We start from the raw sequence: 18,466 nt of genomic DNA, 5'->3' as shown, positions 1-18,466 counted from the left end.
AAGGGGAGAGGACAATGGGCAAAGCAACAGGTTTTATGGATTATAAAAGAGAAAAGCCAAATGAACGTGACCCTCTCACTCGTCAAAATGACTGGAAAGAATATTCAGCTCCTTATACAGATGACGTATTGAAGAAGCAGGGCGCTAGATGTATGGATTGCGGCACACCGTTTTGTCAAATTGGGATGGAGATCAGGGGCGGCGTCTCAGGCTGCCCGATCTACAATTTAATTCCAGAATGGAATGACCTTGTGTACCGTGGGAGATGGAAAGAAGCGCTCGAAAGGCTGCAAAAAACAAATAATTTCCCTGAATTTACTGGGAGAGTATGTCCAGCACCTTGCGAAGGGTCATGTACAGTTGCCATCAATGATCCAGCCGTTTCGATTAAAAATATCGAACGCACGATCATTGATAAAGGCTTTGAAAATGGATGGATCACACCAAGAATTCCTTCAAGCCGTACAGGCAAGAAGATTGCCATTGTCGGCTCAGGGCCAGCAGGACTTGCAAGTGCGGATCAATTAAACCAAGCAGGCCACGCCGTAACAGTGTTCGAACGGTCTGACCGCCTTGGCGGGCTGCTGACATACGGCATTCCAAACATGAAGCTGGACAAAGAAGTGGTGGAGCGAAGAGTCAAACTGTTGAGACAAGAAGGCATTGATTTTGTAACGAACACAGAAATCGGCGTCGATGTCACTGCCGACGAACTGAAAGAACAGTTTGATGCGGTCATCCTTTGTACAGGTGCACAGAAGCAGCGTGACCTGTTGATTGAAGGCCGGGAAGCTAAAGGGATTCACCTTGCGATGGATTATTTAACCCTCGCAACAAAAAGCATGCTTGATTCAGGATTTAAAGACAAAAACTTCATTGATGCAAAAGGAAAAGACGTCATTGTCATTGGCGGGGGAGATACAGGTGCGGATTGCGTCGCAACTGCACTTCGCCAAAAAGCAAAAAGTGTTGTTCAGTTCGGGAAGCACCCAAAACTTCCGGATACACGTGTAGGGGATAACATGTGGCCTGAACAGCCTTACGTCTTCTCACTGGATTATGCTTATGAAGAAGCACAAGCAAAATTCGGAGAAGATCCGCGTCAATATTCCATTCAAACCACAAAAATTGTGGCAGACAAAAATGGGAAATTAAAAGAGCTTCATACCATTCAAATGGAAAAGGTGAAAAACGAACAGGGGAAGTTTGAATTTCATGAGATTCCAGGGACAGAAAAGGTATGGCCTGCTCAGCTAGTCTTTATTGCAATTGGTTTTGAGGGAACTGAACAGCCACTCGTGAAACACTTTGGCGTGGACAGCAAAAACAATCGCATTGACGCAAAGTATGGGGAGTATACAACAAATGTAGAAGGCGTATTTGCAGCGGGAGATGCAAGACGCGGGCAAAGCTTGATTGTCTGGGCGATTAATGAAGGCAGACAAGTGGCGCACGAGGTAGACCGTTATTTAATGGGGAGTTCGGTTCTGCCAAAATAGGTCATACAAAGGGTGTTTACACATATAAAGAAAAGCCATGGCCAAAGAGTGGTCATGGCTTTTTATGATTCAGAAATGGTGTGGTTGATGATGACTTTTTTGCGTTTAAGCTGCGATATGACTAAACAAATAAAGACAACTAGAACAAAAAGAGAAATGGTCAAAAAGCCAAACATATATGAGCCCGTCACTTCTTTTAAACAGCCCAGAATATTAGGTAAAAAGAAGCCGCCAATGCCCCCAGCAGCACCAACAATTCCGGTCACGATCCCAATTTCTTTATGAAATACTTGAGGCACCAGCTGAAAAACTGCGCCATTCCCCATCCCAAGACACATCATCCCGGTAAATAAAAGGGTAATGACCAAAGGTAAAGCTGGAAGACTGCTCACCCCTCCTAAGCAGATGCCGATGACTGCGAATAATCCAAGCAGTACTTTCATTCCACCTATTTTATCCGCAATGAGACCACCGATGGGGCGAAAGAAGCTGCCCGCCGCCACACAAAGAGTCACAAAATCACCTGCATGAATTTTCGAGATACCATATTGATCCACAAAGAAAATACTGAGAAAACTGGAAAGCCCGACAAATCCTCCGAATGTAATCGCATAAAGCAGGCAGAAAAACCATGCCGATTTCACCTGAAATACTGAAAAATACGACCGTAGCGGCTTTGGAGCGGGCTGATTTGGTGCATCTTTTGCTGTGAAAATAAAAAACAAAAAGACAAGACTTAACGGAATCAGGGCGAGCCCCATGACTGCATGCCATCCATAAAACTCGGCAAGACGTGGACCAAATAGTGTGGAGATCAGTGTTCCGCTGTTACCGGCACCTGCAATCCCCATGGCCACGCCTTGTAAATGAGGAGGATACCAGCGGCTTGCCATTGGCAAAGCAACAGCAAAGCTTGCTCCTGCTACTCCTAACAAAATACCAATCAGCACGAGCTCGGAAAGGGTTGTACCAGCGATGAACCCCCAGATGAGCGGGATGGTGGTGAAAAGCATGCCAATTACCGCTGTCTTCTTAGGTCCTATACGATCAGTGAATAAGCCAAGTACAATCCGAAAAAAAGAACCAGATAAAATCGGAATGGCAACAATCATGCCTTTCTCTGCGGTCGATAAAGCAAAGTCTTGCGCAATAAAAGCACCCAGTGCCCCTAATAAGACCCAGATCATAAAGCTCACATCGAAATATAAAAAGGAACTTAGCAATGTCTTAGGGTGACCACTTGATTTTAACTCTGAGAATTTCATAAAATGCCCCCTCTATTTTGAATTTTCTGACTTAAAGATAGCGAGTTATCCCAAGTAATAAAAGTATCATGTTAGAAAAATTGACATGATTACACACTTTTTTACAGGCATGTGCCATAATCTATCCATACAATGTGTTGGGCAAGAAGCTTAGAGAGGTTGATTTCATATGGCAAAACGCAAACTCGTGTTTATCGGAAACGGCATGGCGAGTATGAAATGTATCGAGCAGATGATTCAAAAACAGCCAGAACACTATGCCATAACAGTTATTGGAAAAGAGAAGCGCCTTGCCTACAATCGAATAAAACTTTCATCGATTTTACAAAAAAGCGACTCATTATCTCAAATTGAACTCAAGGAAAAAGAATGGTACACCGCGCATGACATCATCATGTACAAAGGGGAAACAGTCGTCCATATCGATACAAACAAGAAGTGTATCATGACAGAAGCGCGCCGGGAAATTCCCTATGACAAGCTCGTCATCGCAACAGGATCATTGCCGTATTTTCTTCCAATTCAGGGCGTGTCCAAAAAAGGGATTTATGCTTTTCGTACAATTGATGATTATGAGGCCATTTGTGCGGATGCGATGCGTTATCAACGAGCAGCAGTGGTCGGAGGCGGTGTGCTTGGTGTAGAGGTGGCGGCTGGCCTGCAGATTGCGGGACTTGAGACAACCATCATTCATCATGCCGAGTGGCTCATGCAGCGCCAATTAGATGAAACGGCTGCTAGTCTATTACAGCAGCAATTAACGCGCAAGGGCATCCAGGTGAAAACAAATGCCCATACCATTGCATGCTTAGGGGACGAGAGGGTAGAAGGCGTTCTATTGAAAAATGGCGACATCGTGGATGCTGATCTTGTTGTTTTCACAACAGGTATCCGTCCAAACATACAGCTTGCAAAAAATCACGGCATTCATACGCGAAAAGCCATTGTCGTCAATGACATGATGCAACCAAATGTCCAAGATATTTATGCCATTGGGGAATGTGCAGAGCATAAAGGAATGGTGCATGGCCTTGTTCAGCCCATTTATGAACAAGCAAATGCACTTGCCAATCATCTATTAGGCGAGCAAATTACATCTGTACCTCATCCCATTTACTCAACAAAATTAAAAGTACCTGACATGCCTATCTATTCTGCGGGATGTATTGAACTCCATTCCCCGTATACGTCAGTGGTGACATATTTAGATGAAGAGCAAGAAGTGTATAAAAAATTCGTCTTTGAACGCGAGGCACTAACAGGTTTTTTATTAGTTGGAGAGCTGGAGAAAGCCGATCAGCTTTTGCAAGATGTGAAAGTGGGGCGTGATAAAAGTGTCGTCATGAAAGCTCTTCATGAGGAGCAACCATCTCCTCTAGATTCATTAAAAATGGACGATCTCGTCTGCCAATGTCAAAGCGTTACAAAACGGACGATTTTGAACACCATATCCGTCCATCAGCTGACAAGCTTAGAAGAGGTTCAAAAACAAACAGGGGCAGCAACTGGCTGCGGCGGCTGTCAAGAGCTCGTCCGTGCCTGCTGTCAGTTATCATCACATGAACAAATAGATGAGCCGGCCTCTTTTTGTTCATGTACAGAAGCTGATGAGCAGACCATTTTTTCGTTTATCAAAAAGCAACTGCTGCTGAATGTGGAGGAAATCAGAAGACATTTTCATTGGAAAACGGAGAACGGCTGCAGCAACTGCAGGTCTGCCATTCCATACTATCTCGAGCAATTCCAATCACCGATTGAAAAAATCAGCGATGCTGATCAAGAAGACATGTTGCCTCAGCTATACGGAGGGCGTCTTGAACTGGATTTCCTGAAAATCATGACGTCTTTGTTAGAACAAAAACTGATTGATCAGGCAGAGCTGACAGAGCATAAACGAATACGGCTCATCGGCGTGTCAAAACAGGCGGCACAGATCGTCAAAAAACATTGGCCCATCATGGCGAAAGAGAAAAGAAGACTATCTCATGTCCTTACATGTGATTGTAGTCACGATCCAGCTGTCACAGCACTAGTAATGGAGTTTGAAAGACAAGTAGAAGACACACTTTTACCAGCCGTCACCTCTATTCATGTCGCCGGCTCTTCCTGCACGTGTAAACTAGCTCCAATATATGACATTTGTATGAAGAGACAGCTGGGGGAATGGAACATTTATATAGGAGGTGACGTATGTCAGCCGAAGGCCGGCCAGCTTTTTTACACTTTGCCTCAATCAAGTGAGCTGATCCCTTTTTTAAAAGCGCTGCTTGAAGATTATAGAAAAAGTGCATACTTTCAAGAATCCATCGGCGATTGGCTTCTCCGATATGGACTTATTTCTATTCGAGAAAAATTGCTTGATGAGGAAAGAAGAAAAGAGCTCTGTGAACAATTTGACCAAAGCAGACAAAAGGATGTGAAGGTATGAGTCAGTCTTTTTTACGATATGCCCAGCAAATATCAGAGCAGGAAGAACGAAAGCGAGTGTATCCATCCCAATGTCCATTTTGCAGTATGCAGTGCAAAATGCAGCTAGTAGAGCAGCATGTGGAAGGACGAACCAGATATCAAACGATTGGCGTACACAATCCAACTACGCACGGGAGACTTTGTATAAAAGGGCAGCATGCACACCAGCACGCACTGCACAAAGAACGTTTGAATCACCCGCTCATCAAAAGAAACGGGCAATTTGTAAAAGCGTCATGGCAGGAGGCACTTAATGAAATCAAAACAAACATGGAATCCCTTCAGATGGCACACGGGCATGATGCCATCAGTGTGTACGGAAGCGCATCTATTACAAATGAGGAGGCGTACTTACTCGGAAAGTTTGCGAGAGTGGCGCTGAAAACGAAATACATCGATTACAACGGGAGACTTTGTATGTCGTCAGCAGCAACTGCGGCGAATCAAACATTCGGACTTGACCGGGGTCTTACGTTTCCTCTCAGTGACATCAAGCATACACGGGTATTGATATTGGTTGGAACGAATATAGCAGAATGTCAGCCAACCTTCATGCCGTACGTCGAAGAGGCGAAAAAAAACGGTGCATTTCTCATCGTCATCGATCCGCGCAAAACACCGACAGCCCAATTAGCCGATTTACATGTCAGCCTGAAACCAGGATCAGATGCTGCACTGGCAAACGGCATCTTGCACATTATGCTTCATGAACATTTAATAGATGAATCATTTATTCGTCATCGAACGTCAGGGTTCCAAAAATTAAAGGAGCACGTCTCGCGCATGTCCCTCTCAAACATTGCTGAGCAAACCGGTGTGATGATTGAAGTTCTGCAGAAAATAGCAAGGAAATTCGCACAAGAAAAGACAGGCATGATTTTCACAGCAAGAGGCATTGAGCAGCAAATAGACGGGACAGCATCTGTGCGAAATTTCCTGAATATTCTGCTTGTTACTGGGAAGATCGGCCGCGTTGGGTGCGGCTATGGCGCAATAACCGGGCAAGGAAATGGCCAGGGGGCAAGAGAGCATGGACAAAAAGCAGATCAGCTTCCAGGGTATCGAGATATCACAAATTCTGCTCACAGAAAAGAAATAGCTGACATATGGAACATTGATGAAAAAGAACTCCCTGGAAAAGGCGTGTCTGCTTTTGAGATGTTTGAAAAAATGCAGGAAGGAGAGATAAAAGCGCTCTTTTTAATGTGCTCTAACCCCGTTCAGTCAGGCCCGCATGCGCGCTTTATTCAACAAGCCATCAAGAAATTGTCCTTTTTTGTAGCTGTTGATTTATTTATGTCTGAGACAGCTGCGCTGGCAGATGTAATTTTACCTACTTCGTCATATTTAGAGGATGAAGGTACGGTGACAAATGTAGAGGGGCGCGTTACGCTTAGAGAAGCAACCTATCCACTTAAGCATCAAAGAAAACACGATTGGCAAATCATTTGTGATATAGCAGCTGTATTAGGCAAAAGCGGCTATTTCTCCTTTTCATCCGCAGAAGAGATTTTTGAAGAATTAAGAGCCGCAACGAAAGGCGCAAAAGCGGATTACTCAGGCATGACCTATGAAAGACTGAGGAAGGAGCAAGGCATATTATGGCCTTGTACGCATCTAGAAGACCCAGGAACCGAAAGATTATTTGAACATGCATTCTCACATTCTGACAGTTTAGCAAAGTTTGCCGTCGTCACACACGGAAAAAATGTGGCAAAGGAACCAGTCAGTCAAGAATATCCTCTTTATTTAACGACGGGCAGAGTGATGGCTCACTACCAAACGGGCGTTCAAACAAGAAAAAGTACCTCTCTTGTTGCCCGGCAGTTTGAATCTTATGCAGAGCTTCATCCTGACACAGCAAAAACGTATGGACTTCAGCACGGGGAGCTTGTGACCATCCAGTCAAAAAGAGGAAGTGTCATCATGAGATGCCGCATATCAGACACCATTCGAAAAGATACCGTGTTTGTTCCATTTCACTGGAGTAAACATCAATCCATTAATCAATTAATTAGTGAACAACTAGATCCGCACAGTAAAATGCCAGGCTTTAAATATTGTCCTGTAGAGCTGTCAGCCTATGTGAATTAAAAAATATGTGAGAAATCATAACATGTATTTTCCATCTATGTTTAGATGATGGTACTTTCTAAAAAATGATCACATGAGGGGTGTTTTATCGTGAAAGAAAAACTCGTATTAGTGGGGAACGGTATGGCTGGCATTCGAAGCCTCGAAAACATTTTAAAAACAGACAGCGAACGATTCGACATGACGGTATTTGGAAGTGAACCGCATCCTAACTATAACCGGATTCTTTTATCGAAGGTGCTTCAAGGAGATACGAAGGTTGAAGATATTACACTAAACGATTGGAATTGGTATCAGGAGCATGATATTCAGTTGTTTACAAATGAGACCATTGTGAAGATCGATACAGATAACCAAACAGTCACCAGTGATCAAGGACGGACCGTGCATTATGACCGATTGATTTTAGCAACAGGGTCACTTCCGTTTATCCTGCCGATTCCAGGGCGTGATAAAAAAGGCGTGACGGCCTTTCGTACATTGCAAGACACAGAGGAAATGGTCAATGCCTCTAGCAGGTACAAAAAAGCAGCAGTCATTGGAGGCGGCCTTCTTGGACTGGAAGCAGCACGCGGCCTACTCAACTTAGGCATGGAAGTGAATGTCATTCACCTCAGCTCTCATTTAATGGAACGCCAGCTAGACCCTATTGCAGGTCAGCTTCTACAAAAAGCATTAGAAGAACAGGGCATGAACTTCCTGTTAGGAAAACAGACAAATGAGATTTTAGGAGATACAAGAGTTGAAGGGTTATCATTTTCAGATGGCACGACACTTGAGACAGACCTAGTCGTCATGGCTGTAGGAATTAAACCAAGTAAAATGCTTGCAGAAATAAGCGGCCTTGAAGTGAACCGAGGTATTATCGTCAATGATTTCATGGAAACGAGTGTCCCAGGCATTTATGCCGTCGGAGAATGTGTAGAACACAGAGGACAAACGTACGGGCTTGTCGCTCCTTTATACGATCAAGCGAATGTGCTTGCTGGGCATGTATGTGACATGAATCCTGTGCCATATGAAGGCTCTGTTCTGTCAACGCAACTGAAAGTATCGGGGGTTGACGTGTTTTCAGCTGGTGACTTTATAGAAAACGATGAGAAAAAAGCGATCAAAATCTTTGACGAACAAAAAGGCATCTATCAAAAACTAGTCTTCCAGCAAAACCGATTAGTAGGTGCCGTCATGTTTGGAGAAACAAGCGATGGACCTCGTCTATTCTCGTATATTAGAGAAGGGGTAGATATGTCGGATATGGAGAAGGTATCTGTCTTAACCTCGAATGATCCGGCGCAAGAAAGCATGATTGAAAGCATGGCAAATGACCATATCGTTTGCGGCTGTAATGGTGTCTCAAAGGGTCAGATTGTGGAAGCCATTCAAAAAGAAGGCTTAACAACGATTCAGGAAGTGAAGCAATGTACAAGTGCCTCACGATCATGTGGAGGCTGCAAGCCCGTTGTCGAAGAGATTCTTTGGCACACGTTGGGCGATGATGCGAACCGAACAGCCCAAAAAGAAACCATCTGCGCCTGCACCACTCGTTCACGAGATGAAGTCATTCATGAAATCAAAGAGAAGGGCCTGCAGCATGTCAAAGAAGTGATGAACGTACTTGACTGGGAGACAGAGGAAGGCTGTTCAAAATGCCGACCTGCCCTGAATTATTATTTAGGCATGCTTCAACCTCTTGAGTACAAAGATGAAAAGAGCTCACGATTTGTGAATGAACGCATGCATGCCAATATTCAAAAAGATGGCACCTATTCGGTTGTTCCGCGGATGTACGGCGGCGTGACAAATGCAAATGACCTGAGAAAAATAGCTGATGTCGTCGACAAATATGAAATACCGCTTGTGAAAATGACTGGCGGCCAGCGTATTGACCTTCTAGGTGTCAAAAAAGAAGATTTACCTAAAGTATGGGCAGACCTGGATATGCCATCTGGTTATGCTTACGGAAAATCTTTAAGAACGGTCAAAACTTGTGTTGGAGAACAATTTTGCCGGTTCGGCACACAGGACTCGATGGCTCTTGGCATTGCACTTGAAAAGAAATTCGAAGGTCTTGCGACACCGCATAAAGTCAAAATGGCTGTCTCTGCTTGCCCTAGAAACTGTGCAGAATCTGGCATTAAAGACCTTGGCATTGTGGGAATTGATGGAGGGTTTGAATTGTACGCCGGCGGAAATGGCGGCACACACTTGCGGGCTGGAGATTTATTGATGAAGGTCAGTACAGCAGAAGAAGTAGAGCAAGTGGCAGCTGCGTACCTTCAATATTACAGAGAAACGGCAAATTATCTAGAAAGAACCTCTGCTTGGGTTGAACGACTTGGATTAGATCATATTCAATCAGTACTCCTAGATGATGAGAAACGAGAAGCCTTAATCCAAAGAATGGACATCGCACTGTCAACGTATGAGGAGCCTTGGCAGGAGCTGCGCGAGAGTCAAAAAGACACGAAACAATTATTTCAAAAAGCGACGGCTTCTGTATAAATCAATTGAAGGGATGAGATCATATGACAGTTTCAGTTGTAAAAGTTCACATTGGCACCCTTTCAGATTTTCCGCTGCAGCTAGGGAAAACAGTCGCAGCCGGTACTCTTGAATTAGCTGTCTTTCAAACCTCTAATAAGCAGTTCAAAGCCATTGAAAACCGCTGCCCTCATAAAGGCGGTGTTCTGGCTGAAGGAATGGTAAGTGGAGACCATGTCTTCTGTCCAATGCATGATTGGAAGATTGATCTTTCGTCAGGGAACGTTCAAGCACCAGATCACGGATGCGTTAAAACGTATGAAACATTGGTCGAGGGGGACGATGTCTTTATTTTATTGCCCTCATAAATAGTTTAGATCCTTCCTTTCATGTATATGCTGTATGTAAATGCAGCAAGAAAGGAAGGAATTTCTGTGCCGTTTTTTAGTATTTTGATTGAACTATTTATCGGGTTTTCCGCCTTATTTTTTATTACAAAATTATTAGGGAAAACACAGTTTGCACAAATCACGCCGTTTGATTTTATTTCTGCACTGATTTTAGGCGAAATGGTCGGAAACGCCATTTTTGACCCAGAAGTCAAGATTCAGCACATTTTGTTTGCTGTTGCAGTGTGGGGCGTTCTCATCTATACAGTTGAATGGTTTTCACAACGCTTTAAAGGTATTCGAGCCTTTTTAGAAGGAAGACCTACGCTTGTCATTGATAAAGGGAACATTCACTACAATCGTTTGAAGAAAAATATGCTTGATCTCAATCAGCTGCAGACACTGATTCGCGCGAAAGGTCATTTTGCCTTGCATGAAATAGAATATGCCATTTTGGAAACAGACGGCTCTGTCAGTGTTCTTCCGAAAATGAAATACGCAACTGCCACAGCAGAAGATGTGAACGTGAAGGGAAAAGAAGTCAAATTGCCTAGAACATTTATTATTGATGGCGAAATTTTAAAAGATGACCTACAAGAAGCTGGCTTTGACGAAACATGGCTGAGTGAGCAATTAAAAAAGCAGCACATTTCTTCTCATCGAGACGTTCTATTTTGTGAATGGATTGAAAATGAAGGGATTTATGCGATAAAATATGAAAAATCTAAAAAACATCCACAACAAAATTAAGTGGGTGTTTTTTTTGTGTGTCATGAATAGGATCAAAAAGAATGTTTGATTGAAAATGTTCACAAAGAGGAGGAGATGTGCGATGAAGTATGGAAAGGTATGGCTTGTATTCGTTTTGTCTTTATTACTATTTGACTCAGCTTCACTTCAAGCAGCCGGACATCAGAATCAAACAAACCGCGTCCTTGTGGTCGATCATAAGGGAAATGGCACGTTTCGAACCGTTCAGTCTGCCATTGATGCGATTCCAGCGAACAATCAACAGCGCGTAACGATCTATATTAAAAATGGTGTGTATAAAGAAAAGATCCTGCTTCCGCAAAATAAACCGTACGTGTCCTTTATCGGCGAAAACCAGCACAAGACGATTCTGACGTATGATGATACAAATGCAAGAACTGGCAGCACAACAAATAGCTCCAGCACTATGATTCGTTCGAACGACTTTTACGCAGAAAATATCACCTTTCAAAATACAGCTGGCAGACATGCTGGTCAGGCGGTTGCGCTGTATGTGTCTGGCGACCGGGCTGCGTTCAAACAAATACGGGTCTTAGGGTATCAAGATACACTTTATGCAACAGGCTCAGGCCGGCAATATTATGAAAACTGCTATATCGAGGGCACGGTCGATTTTATTTTTGGATCAGCCACAGCTGTGTTTAAAAGAGCTGAAATAAAAAGTCTTGGAAATGGGTATATTACTGCAGCATCCACAACAGAAGCACAAAGGTATGGCTATGTATTCATCGATTCTACGTTGAAAAAGGGGACGGCAGCTGCTCAATCGGTTTATTTAGGACGTCCGTGGAGGCCTCATTCCGCTGTGACATTCCTCTATACAAAAATGGATGAACATATTAAGGCAGAGGGATGGCATAACTGGGATAACCGTGATAACGAAAGAACAGCAAGATATAAAGAATATGGATCGACTGGGACCGGAAGCAATGTAGCAAATCGCGTTAAATGGTCCAACATTTTAACGAAAAACGAAGCAAGTCAAATCACGGTGCAAGCTGTTCTTGGCGGAACCGATGGCTGGAATCCAGAAAAGAGGTAAAGGGCTTGTCAGTTTTCGTCAAAGAAAGCTGACTTTTCTGTTTAAAAAACCTTTGAGAACAAACGTTCTTTTGTGTATAATGAACATATTCTTCTAAAATTGGCTGCGATAAAAAAGGAGGGATTGCGTGAAGCGTTTTTCACAGCTCTTGTTTTTACAAATATGTATCCTGTCGATTTTATTTCTCCCTTTTTCAGCAAAAGATGATCAACTTACAGCTCGTGACGACTCACTGCCGTGGATGACAGCTTTAGATGAATTCATACGAACAGCACCTGATTTAGAGGGCGCGATCTCCGGCGTCAGCGTCCGCAATACTTCTGACTCCTCTCTTCTTTATGAACATCAAGCCGATATTCGTCTTACTCCTGCTTCTAATATGAAACTGCTCACATCAGCCATCGCCCTTGATATACTAGGAGAAACACACACATTCCTGACAGATATCTGGATGGATGGTTCTATTCAAAAGAAAACGTTACATGGCAACCTGTATCTACGCGGTACCGGGGATCCGACTTTATTAGAGGAGGATTTTGCAGCACTTGCCAAACAAGTGAAAAAGGCCGGAATACATACGATTCGCGGACAGCTTGCGGCAGATGACACTTGGTATGATGATACGCGATATTCTATTGATTTGCCTTGGAGTGATGAAGATCAATATTACGGTGCACAAATCTCTGCTCTCACAGCTTCACCGAATCAAGATTATGATGCAGGAACCGTGATTCTCGAAGTAAAACCAGGAAAGAAAGCAGGGCAAAAAGCGACCTATGACATCATCCCGAAGACTTCTGTCCCTCAAGTCATGAATCAAGTAAATACCGTGCCAGAAGGCGGAAAAAAGAAAATTTCTTTTAAGCGCTCTCACGGCACAAACAAGATTACGTTGACTGGAACCATTCCGGTTAAAGCGAGTTCATCTAGACAATGGGTAGCGTTATGGGAGCCAACCACTTATGCGTTAGATTTAATGAAACGAGCGTTAAAGGCGGAAGGGATTCAAGTAAAAGGACCGCTTAAAACAAAACAAGTTCCTAAAAAAGCCAAGAAAATTGCCACCCATTCATCGATGCCTTTATCAGATCTGCTTGTTCCCATGATGAAACTCAGCAACAATACCCATGCAGAAATGTTGCTAAAGGAACTTGGAAAACAAGTGAAAAGCAAAGGGAGCTTTGAGGATGGACTGGATGTCATGAATGAAAGGCTTCCTGCTTTTGGCATCAATCCTTCGCATGCAGTGCTGCGAGATGGGTCGGGCATATCACCTATTAACCTTGTTTCTGCCAACCAGTTCACGTTATTTTTGACAAACATTCAAAAGGAAAAATGGTTTAAGACCTATGAACATGCGCTTCCGTTAGCAGGGGCAAGTGAACGAATGGTCGGAGGGACATTAAGGAACAGATTCAAAGAACCAGCTACACTAGAAAAAGTACGTGCAAAAACAGGTTCATTAACAACGGTTAGCACACTTTCTGGATATATTGACACGAAGAGCGGAAAGACGGTCGCCTTTTCCATTTTATTAAATCATCTTGTTGATGACGAAAAAGGGAAAGAGATAGAAGACCATATTGTCAGCATTTTAGCTGAGAATCTTTAGATAGAGAAGGAGTACCATCATGACGTTAGATAACAATCAATCTTTAGTAAAAACCATGTCCATTTTTCTCGTCCCGCTTTTGCTTAGCAATATTTTGCAATCAATCGGACAGCTTGTATCCATCGTTCTTGTCGGTAGATGGATTGGAGAGGATGCAGTAGCTGCTATTTCTGCATTCTTTCCGCTTTTCTTTTTACTCGTTTCTTTTTCCATTGGAATTGGATCGGGAAGTTCCATCCTTATTGGACAAGCGTATGGCGCGAAAAATGAAAAAAGATTAAAAGAAATTATTGGCACAACGCTTTCATTCACCTTTTTAATCGGACTTTCTTTAGCGATCATTGGAGGTTTATTTGCAACAGACATCCTAAATCTCATGGGAACACCTGCAAATATTGTGGAGGAAAGTGCGGCATATGCCAGAATTCTATTCATCTCAATGCCGATCTTATTTCTTTATTTTGTTTACACGACCTTCCTGCGAGGAACTGGGGATTCAAAAACGCCTTTTTATTTCTTAATGATTAGTACGGCAACGAATATTTTGACGCTGCCCATTTTATTATTTGGCTGGATGGGACTGCCGGCATTTGGTTTATACGGCGCTGCATATGCTTCTGTGATTTCAACCATTGTGACGTTTATTATTCTACATATCTACTTATATAAGACAAAGCACCCGCTTCGCATTGATGCATCAGTGAGAAAGCATTTATTGATGAAAGGGGATCTACTAAAAACATTATTAAAGCTCAGCATTCCATCGAGCATTAATATGATCCTTATTTCTTTATCAGAAATTGCTGTTATTTCTTTTGTCAACGATTATGGATCACAGGCCACAGCTGCCTATGGTGTTGTCAATCAAGTCGTGAGCTATGTGCAGATGCCGGCAGTGAGTCTTGGCATTGCAGTCTCTATCTTTGCAGCACAATTCATCGGTGCAGGGAATATCAACCGCTTGAAAGATGTGATAAAAATCGGGTTAGGGCTCAATTTTGCCATAGGCGGATTCATTATTATCATCGTTTATCTCTTTGCACCACAGATTTTATCTATCTTTTTAACAGATTCTAAGACGATTGACATTGCCTATAGCTTGGTCGTCATTACATTATGGAGCTATCTTATTTTTGGAACGGCCCAAATTGTTGCAGCCACGATGAGAGCAAGTGGAACAGTTTTATGGCCAACAATCTTTAGTATTTGCTCCATTTGGCTTGTAGAAGTACCAGTCGCTTATGTGCTATCGCACTACACATCCCTTGGCATCAAGGGCATATGGATTGGCTATCCTGCGGCTTTCTTTGTGAACTTACTCCTTCAATACGGCTACTATCAGCTCGTATGGAAGAAAAAACAAATTGTAGCGCTTGTTCAGTCATAATGTGAAAGTGTGAAGCAGCATATACATACGAAGATCTATCACTTTTCAGGAGGTCTGATCTTCTATGTTTTTGAATCAAAGAAGTGAACTGAGCTCGCACAATATCGGTGATTTTTCTTATGCCGGACCAGATTTCCAAGTGCTGACATGGGGGGAAGGTGCGACACTAAACATTGGGAAGTTTTGTTCCATCGCAAACGAAGTGAAAATTTTCCTTGGCGGTGAACACCGGACAGATTGGGTCACAACGTATCCGTTTAATCAAATTTTCAAAGAAGCTGCCCACATCAAAGGACATCCCAAATCAAAAGGAGATGTGCAGATAGGACACGACGTATGGATTGGATATGGCGCGACGATTATGTCAGGAGTATATATAGGGAACGGAGCAGTGATCGGAGCAAATAGTGTCATCACAAAAGATGTGCCGCCATATGCAATTGCTGCAGGAAATCCGCAGCAGTTCATGAAATATCGGTTTTCATCGGAAATAATTGAACAACTTCAATTATTAGAATGGTGGAATTTAGAGTTTGCAATCATCCAATCTATTTTTCACCTCTTACAGTCTCATGATATTGAACATTGTATAAATGTAATAGAAGACATAAAAAAGAAAGGCTGAAAAAGCCTTTCTTTTTTCGTTTAGCTGAGCCGTATAATGGTCAAGGCAGCACCTGCAGCAGCACCCCCGCCAACTAAAACAGCTGTGGCAACAGCCCCAAAAAACTGCAGTGAAATGATGCTTCCAGCTGTTAAATTAACGATTACAGTATTATGGATAAACGAAGTAGAGATAACAGGTGATTGAACAGAACCAGGCACAGTGGTTGCTCCATTTAAAAGCAAACATGTATTAATTAAAAGAGCTGCAGTGGTGTTGACTTGATACGTAATATAATATTTATCAGTTTGCAGAACGGTAAAAACAGTACTTGTGCCGTTTGCTGTAAAACCAGTAATGTTTTGAAAGTTTGGCAAAGGAATATTCGTTCCTCCGGCTACAGTAACAATGGTAGGGCCAGAACTATTAGCAGCATAAAGTGCTGTATCCGTAAAACCACCTGTTCCAGCAACACTAGTGATTCCTGTAACTCCAGTCGGACCAGTTCCCCCAGAAGCTGCCAAAAGTGTATAGTCGGGGGAGAGCCCAGGTATTCCTGATGGAGCATCTACATTGGCTATATAAATACTGCCATTAAACGTGACAACTTGACCCGCCTCGTAATCTTGTGATTGTGAGGGGTTAAAAGGGAGGGTGCCGGTTAATCCGCCAGCAGGTCCAGTTGGTCCGGTTGGCCCAGCGGGACCTGCTGGGCCTCTTCGTCCAACCCTTTGAATTGTTTTTGATTGTTTTTCTCCTTTTTCACAGGGGGATTCCCTCGAGACCTGTTTTGTTTTGAATGTTCTTGATTGATAAATGGACAGTCTCTTCTTTGAGGACGGTCATGACGTGATCTTTTGTAATGAGGCTGCTCATGATATTTACCGCAAAAGGGACATTTGTGATCGAATTGATTGTACAAATTGCCCATCTCCTAAAATTGATATTTCATTCTATGTGCAAATTTTCAAATTTGAAGTAAAACCTAGAAACTCATCATTTCGAAAATCATCGAATCAAATCATTTAAATGTTTCATGATTTTATGTTATGGTGTTGAAAGTATATAACTAGTATGATTTTTGACAGAAATGGGGACATCATTTATGAGTCAATCAGTTTTACAGCGCACAGCTTATTCCGTTTTAAATTTATCCTCTGTGACAGAAGGAGGCACCATTAAGGAGTCTTTTGAACATAGTATGGATTTAGCAAAAAAGGCGGAGAAGTGGGGTTATCATAGATACTGGCTAGCAGAACACCATAATATGGAAGGTGTTGCGAGCTCTGCAACGTCCGTTTTAATTGGATATATTGCTGGGGGAACCGAAAAAATTCGAGTAGGATCTGGCGGGATTATGCTGCCAAACCACTCTTCACTTGTCATTGCCGAACAATTTGGGACACTTGAGACATTATATCCGGGGAGAATTGATTTAGGTCTTGGAAGAGCACCAGGGACAGATCAGTTAACGGCAAGAGCTCTCAGACGTAACCTTCATAACGGAGAAGATTTCCCTGAGCAGCTAGAAGAACTTCGGCAATATTTTAAACCAACCGGACAGGTCAAAAAACATGTAAGAGCCGTTCCGGGAGAGGGTCTAGACATTCCGATTTGGCTGCTTGGTTCAAGCGGTTTTAGCGCAAGACTTGCAGGAGAGCTTGGATTGCCATTTGCCTTTGCGGCACATTTTTCACCTAAAAATACAATTCCTGCTTTAGAGTTGTATAGACAGTCATTTAGACCTTCTGATGTGTTAAAAGAGCCTTATGCCATGGTGGGTGTGACAGTTTTTGCTGCAGATCAAACAGAGCGAGCTGAATATTTGGCGACCTCTCATTATCAGCGGTTTTTGAGTCTCATTCGAAATACTCCAGGAAAACTCAAAGCGCCTGTTGACAGTATGGACGGCCTTTGGAGTCCGTATGAAAAAGCGATGGTGGATGAACAATTAAGTTCGACAATGATCGGGGATAAAGAAAAGGTGAAAAAAGAATTGGAAGCCTTTATTGAAGCCACTCAAGCAGACGAAGTGATGATTAATTCGGATATGTTTGACCATCAAGAAAGAATGCGCTCGTATGAAATCATCGGAGAGATCTTCCAAGAGGCACAAGAAAAATAAACATGAAAAAAGAACTGCACAAAGCAGTTCTTTTTTATTTATGCTTTTGTAAAAATACGAAATGGTTGTCCAATTGGCAGCACAGTACGGCCAAAATGAGTATTGAGCACAATTGCTGCTGAACCATAAAACGAAAGCAGGGAAATGATCAATTCTGCGATACCTGCAATGGTATGAGTCACATCGTACATCACACCAAACGAGCTAAGGGAAAGACCAAGGAATAAGAAATCAATAAAGACGAAAATCAAAAATAATACTTTATGTGTTTCCATTGCACCAATCGTCATAAACAAGCTGAAAATCAAATAACCGATAAACGCAAAACCTAGTTGTTTTGGATCTGCTGCTCCCGCAAGCGTTTTCCCAAAAACGCCGGCTTGAATGAGCCAAGTCGTTCCAACGCCCATCCAAAAAAGACCGAATGCGCCAAAGGCAGTGGCTCCAAAAATATTATGATGCTTTGAATCTTGTATGGACGCGATTAGCTGCGCGATGCCTCCAAGGAAGATAGCCCAAGGTAAAATAAGGGAAGTGCCATCTGTAATTCCTAGTTTTTGTGAGGACGCAACGAGCGTCACCATTGCTAAACCAAACAAACCAAGTGGTGTTGGGTCTGCAATTGATAATCGAATAGCTTGAACATTCTGTTTTTCCATAATGACCTCCTACAATTTGCACTTACAAAAGATACTCGAATTAGACCGAAACGTCAAGCTCTTTTTTAG

15 protein-coding genes are annotated in these 18,466 nt (G+C 42.7%); 11 read left to right on the top strand and 4 right to left on the bottom strand.

Annotated features, from left to right (window positions below; all coding sequences use genetic code 11):
• Positions 1-14 precede the first annotated feature (14 nt).
• Complete coding sequence (gltD, locus tag C6Y06_RS17255; protein WP_034660884.1) at positions 15-1,499, top strand: glutamate synthase small subunit; 1,485 nt, start codon at positions 15-17, stop codon at positions 1,497-1,499.
• 62 nt (positions 1,500-1,561) lie between these two features.
• Here the strand turns inward: gltD and C6Y06_RS17250 are convergent, their stop codons facing one another.
• A complete protein-coding gene (locus C6Y06_RS17250) occupies positions 1,562-2,764 on the bottom strand; it encodes a nitrate/nitrite transporter (protein ID WP_106037298.1) in 1,203 nt (400 codons plus the stop codon).
• 169 nt (positions 2,765-2,933) lie between these two features.
• Between C6Y06_RS17250 and C6Y06_RS17245 the strand changes: the two genes are divergently transcribed.
• From C6Y06_RS17245 to C6Y06_RS17205, 9 genes are all read left to right on the top strand, one after another.
• On the top strand, positions 2,934-5,192 hold the full coding sequence (locus C6Y06_RS17245) for an FAD-dependent oxidoreductase (RefSeq protein ID WP_106037297.1): 2,259 nt from the start codon (positions 2,934-2,936) through the stop codon (positions 5,190-5,192).
• Positions 5,189-7,327 (top strand): assimilatory nitrate reductase catalytic subunit NasC, encoded by a 2,139-nt coding sequence (nasC, locus tag C6Y06_RS17240; RefSeq protein ID WP_106037296.1) that lies wholly within the window; start codon positions 5,189-5,191, stop codon positions 7,325-7,327. The genes C6Y06_RS17245 and nasC overlap by 4 nt, the downstream gene beginning before the upstream one ends.
• 87 nt (positions 7,328-7,414) lie before the next feature.
• On the top strand, positions 7,415-9,829 hold the full coding sequence (gene nirB / locus C6Y06_RS17235) for a nitrite reductase large subunit NirB (RefSeq protein WP_066030796.1): 2,415 nt from the start codon (positions 7,415-7,417) through the stop codon (positions 9,827-9,829).
• A gap of 23 nt (positions 9,830-9,852) precedes the next feature.
• Positions 9,853-10,176 (top strand): nitrite reductase small subunit NirD, encoded by a 324-nt coding sequence (gene nirD, locus C6Y06_RS17230; RefSeq protein WP_034660879.1) that lies wholly within the window; start codon positions 9,853-9,855, stop codon positions 10,174-10,176.
• Between the two features lie 27 nt (positions 10,177-10,203).
• Entirely contained in the window at positions 10,204-10,947 is a 744-nt protein-coding gene (locus C6Y06_RS17225; RefSeq protein WP_170938391.1) for a DUF421 domain-containing protein, read from the top strand.
• A gap of 82 nt (positions 10,948-11,029) precedes the next feature.
• Complete coding sequence (locus tag C6Y06_RS17220; RefSeq protein ID WP_106037294.1) at positions 11,030-12,010, top strand: pectinesterase family protein; 981 nt, start codon at positions 11,030-11,032, stop codon at positions 12,008-12,010.
• 127 nt (positions 12,011-12,137) lie between these two features.
• Positions 12,138-13,622 carry a D-alanyl-D-alanine carboxypeptidase/D-alanyl-D-alanine endopeptidase gene (gene dacB / locus C6Y06_RS17215; protein WP_095285260.1) on the top strand — a complete coding sequence of 495 codons (1,485 nt, stop codon included), beginning with the start codon at positions 12,138-12,140 and terminating at the stop codon, positions 13,620-13,622.
• A 19-nt stretch (positions 13,623-13,641) separates the two neighbouring features.
• Entirely contained in the window at positions 13,642-15,009 is a 1,368-nt protein-coding gene (locus C6Y06_RS17210) for an MATE family efflux transporter (protein WP_060596512.1), read from the top strand.
• A gap of 64 nt (positions 15,010-15,073) precedes the next feature.
• Positions 15,074-15,634 (top strand): CatB-related O-acetyltransferase, encoded by a 561-nt coding sequence (locus C6Y06_RS17205; protein ID WP_106037293.1) that lies wholly within the window; start codon positions 15,074-15,076, stop codon positions 15,632-15,634.
• Positions 15,635-15,654: 20 nt separating this feature from the next.
• On the opposite strand, the gene C6Y06_RS20380 is transcribed toward C6Y06_RS17205, so the two are convergent.
• Together C6Y06_RS20380 and C6Y06_RS20375 are read right to left on the bottom strand one after the other, a co-directional pair.
• A complete protein-coding gene (locus C6Y06_RS20380) occupies positions 15,655-16,137 on the bottom strand; it encodes a BclA C-terminal domain-containing protein (protein ID WP_223251473.1) in 483 nt (160 codons plus the stop codon).
• A gap of 137 nt (positions 16,138-16,274) precedes the next feature.
• Complete coding sequence (locus tag C6Y06_RS20375; RefSeq protein ID WP_141227720.1) at positions 16,275-16,535, bottom strand: hypothetical protein; 261 nt, start codon at positions 16,533-16,535, stop codon at positions 16,275-16,277.
• A 183-nt stretch (positions 16,536-16,718) separates the two neighbouring features.
• On the opposite strand from C6Y06_RS20375, the gene C6Y06_RS17195 reads away from it, so the two are divergent.
• On the top strand, positions 16,719-17,738 hold the full coding sequence (locus C6Y06_RS17195) for an LLM class flavin-dependent oxidoreductase (protein ID WP_060596504.1): 1,020 nt from the start codon (positions 16,719-16,721) through the stop codon (positions 17,736-17,738).
• 38 nt (positions 17,739-17,776) lie between these two features.
• Here C6Y06_RS17195 and C6Y06_RS17190 read toward each other — a convergent pair whose 3' ends face one another.
• Complete coding sequence (locus tag C6Y06_RS17190; RefSeq protein WP_106037292.1) at positions 17,777-18,397, bottom strand: acetate uptake transporter; 621 nt, start codon at positions 18,395-18,397, stop codon at positions 17,777-17,779.
• Positions 18,398-18,466: the final 69 nt, after the last annotated feature.

Source organism: Bacillus sp. MZGC1, assembly GCF_002998605.1.
In the GTDB taxonomy this organism is placed as follows: domain Bacteria; phylum Bacillota; class Bacilli; order Bacillales; family Bacillaceae; genus Bacillus.
This window is presented reverse-complemented; position numbering and strand designations above follow the sequence as displayed.

Excerpts from the sequence above, each read along its gene's own strand:
- gltD (WP_034660884.1), top strand. The coding sequence starts at position 15 with ATGGGCAAAGCAACAGGTTTTATGGATTATAAAAGAGAAAAGCCAAAT.
- C6Y06_RS17250 (WP_106037298.1), bottom strand. The coding sequence starts at position 2,764 with ATGAAATTCTCAGAGTTAAAATCAAGTGGTCACCCTAAGACATTGCTA.
- C6Y06_RS17245 (WP_106037297.1), top strand. The coding sequence starts at position 2,934 with ATGGCAAAACGCAAACTCGTGTTTATCGGAAACGGCATGGCGAGTATG.
- nasC (WP_106037296.1), top strand. The coding sequence starts at position 5,189 with ATGAGTCAGTCTTTTTTACGATATGCCCAGCAAATATCAGAGCAGGAA.
- nirD (WP_034660879.1), top strand. The coding sequence starts at position 9,853 with ATGACAGTTTCAGTTGTAAAAGTTCACATTGGCACCCTTTCAGATTTT.
- C6Y06_RS17225 (WP_170938391.1), top strand. The coding sequence starts at position 10,204 with ATGCTGTATGTAAATGCAGCAAGAAAGGAAGGAATTTCTGTGCCGTTT.
- C6Y06_RS17220 (WP_106037294.1), top strand. The coding sequence starts at position 11,030 with ATGAAGTATGGAAAGGTATGGCTTGTATTCGTTTTGTCTTTATTACTA.
- C6Y06_RS17210 (WP_060596512.1), top strand. The coding sequence starts at position 13,642 with ATGACGTTAGATAACAATCAATCTTTAGTAAAAACCATGTCCATTTTT.
- C6Y06_RS17205 (WP_106037293.1), top strand. The coding sequence starts at position 15,074 with ATGTTTTTGAATCAAAGAAGTGAACTGAGCTCGCACAATATCGGTGAT.
- C6Y06_RS17195 (WP_060596504.1), top strand. The coding sequence starts at position 16,719 with ATGAGTCAATCAGTTTTACAGCGCACAGCTTATTCCGTTTTAAATTTA.
- C6Y06_RS17190 (WP_106037292.1), bottom strand. The coding sequence starts at position 18,397 with ATGGAAAAACAGAATGTTCAAGCTATTCGATTATCAATTGCAGACCCA.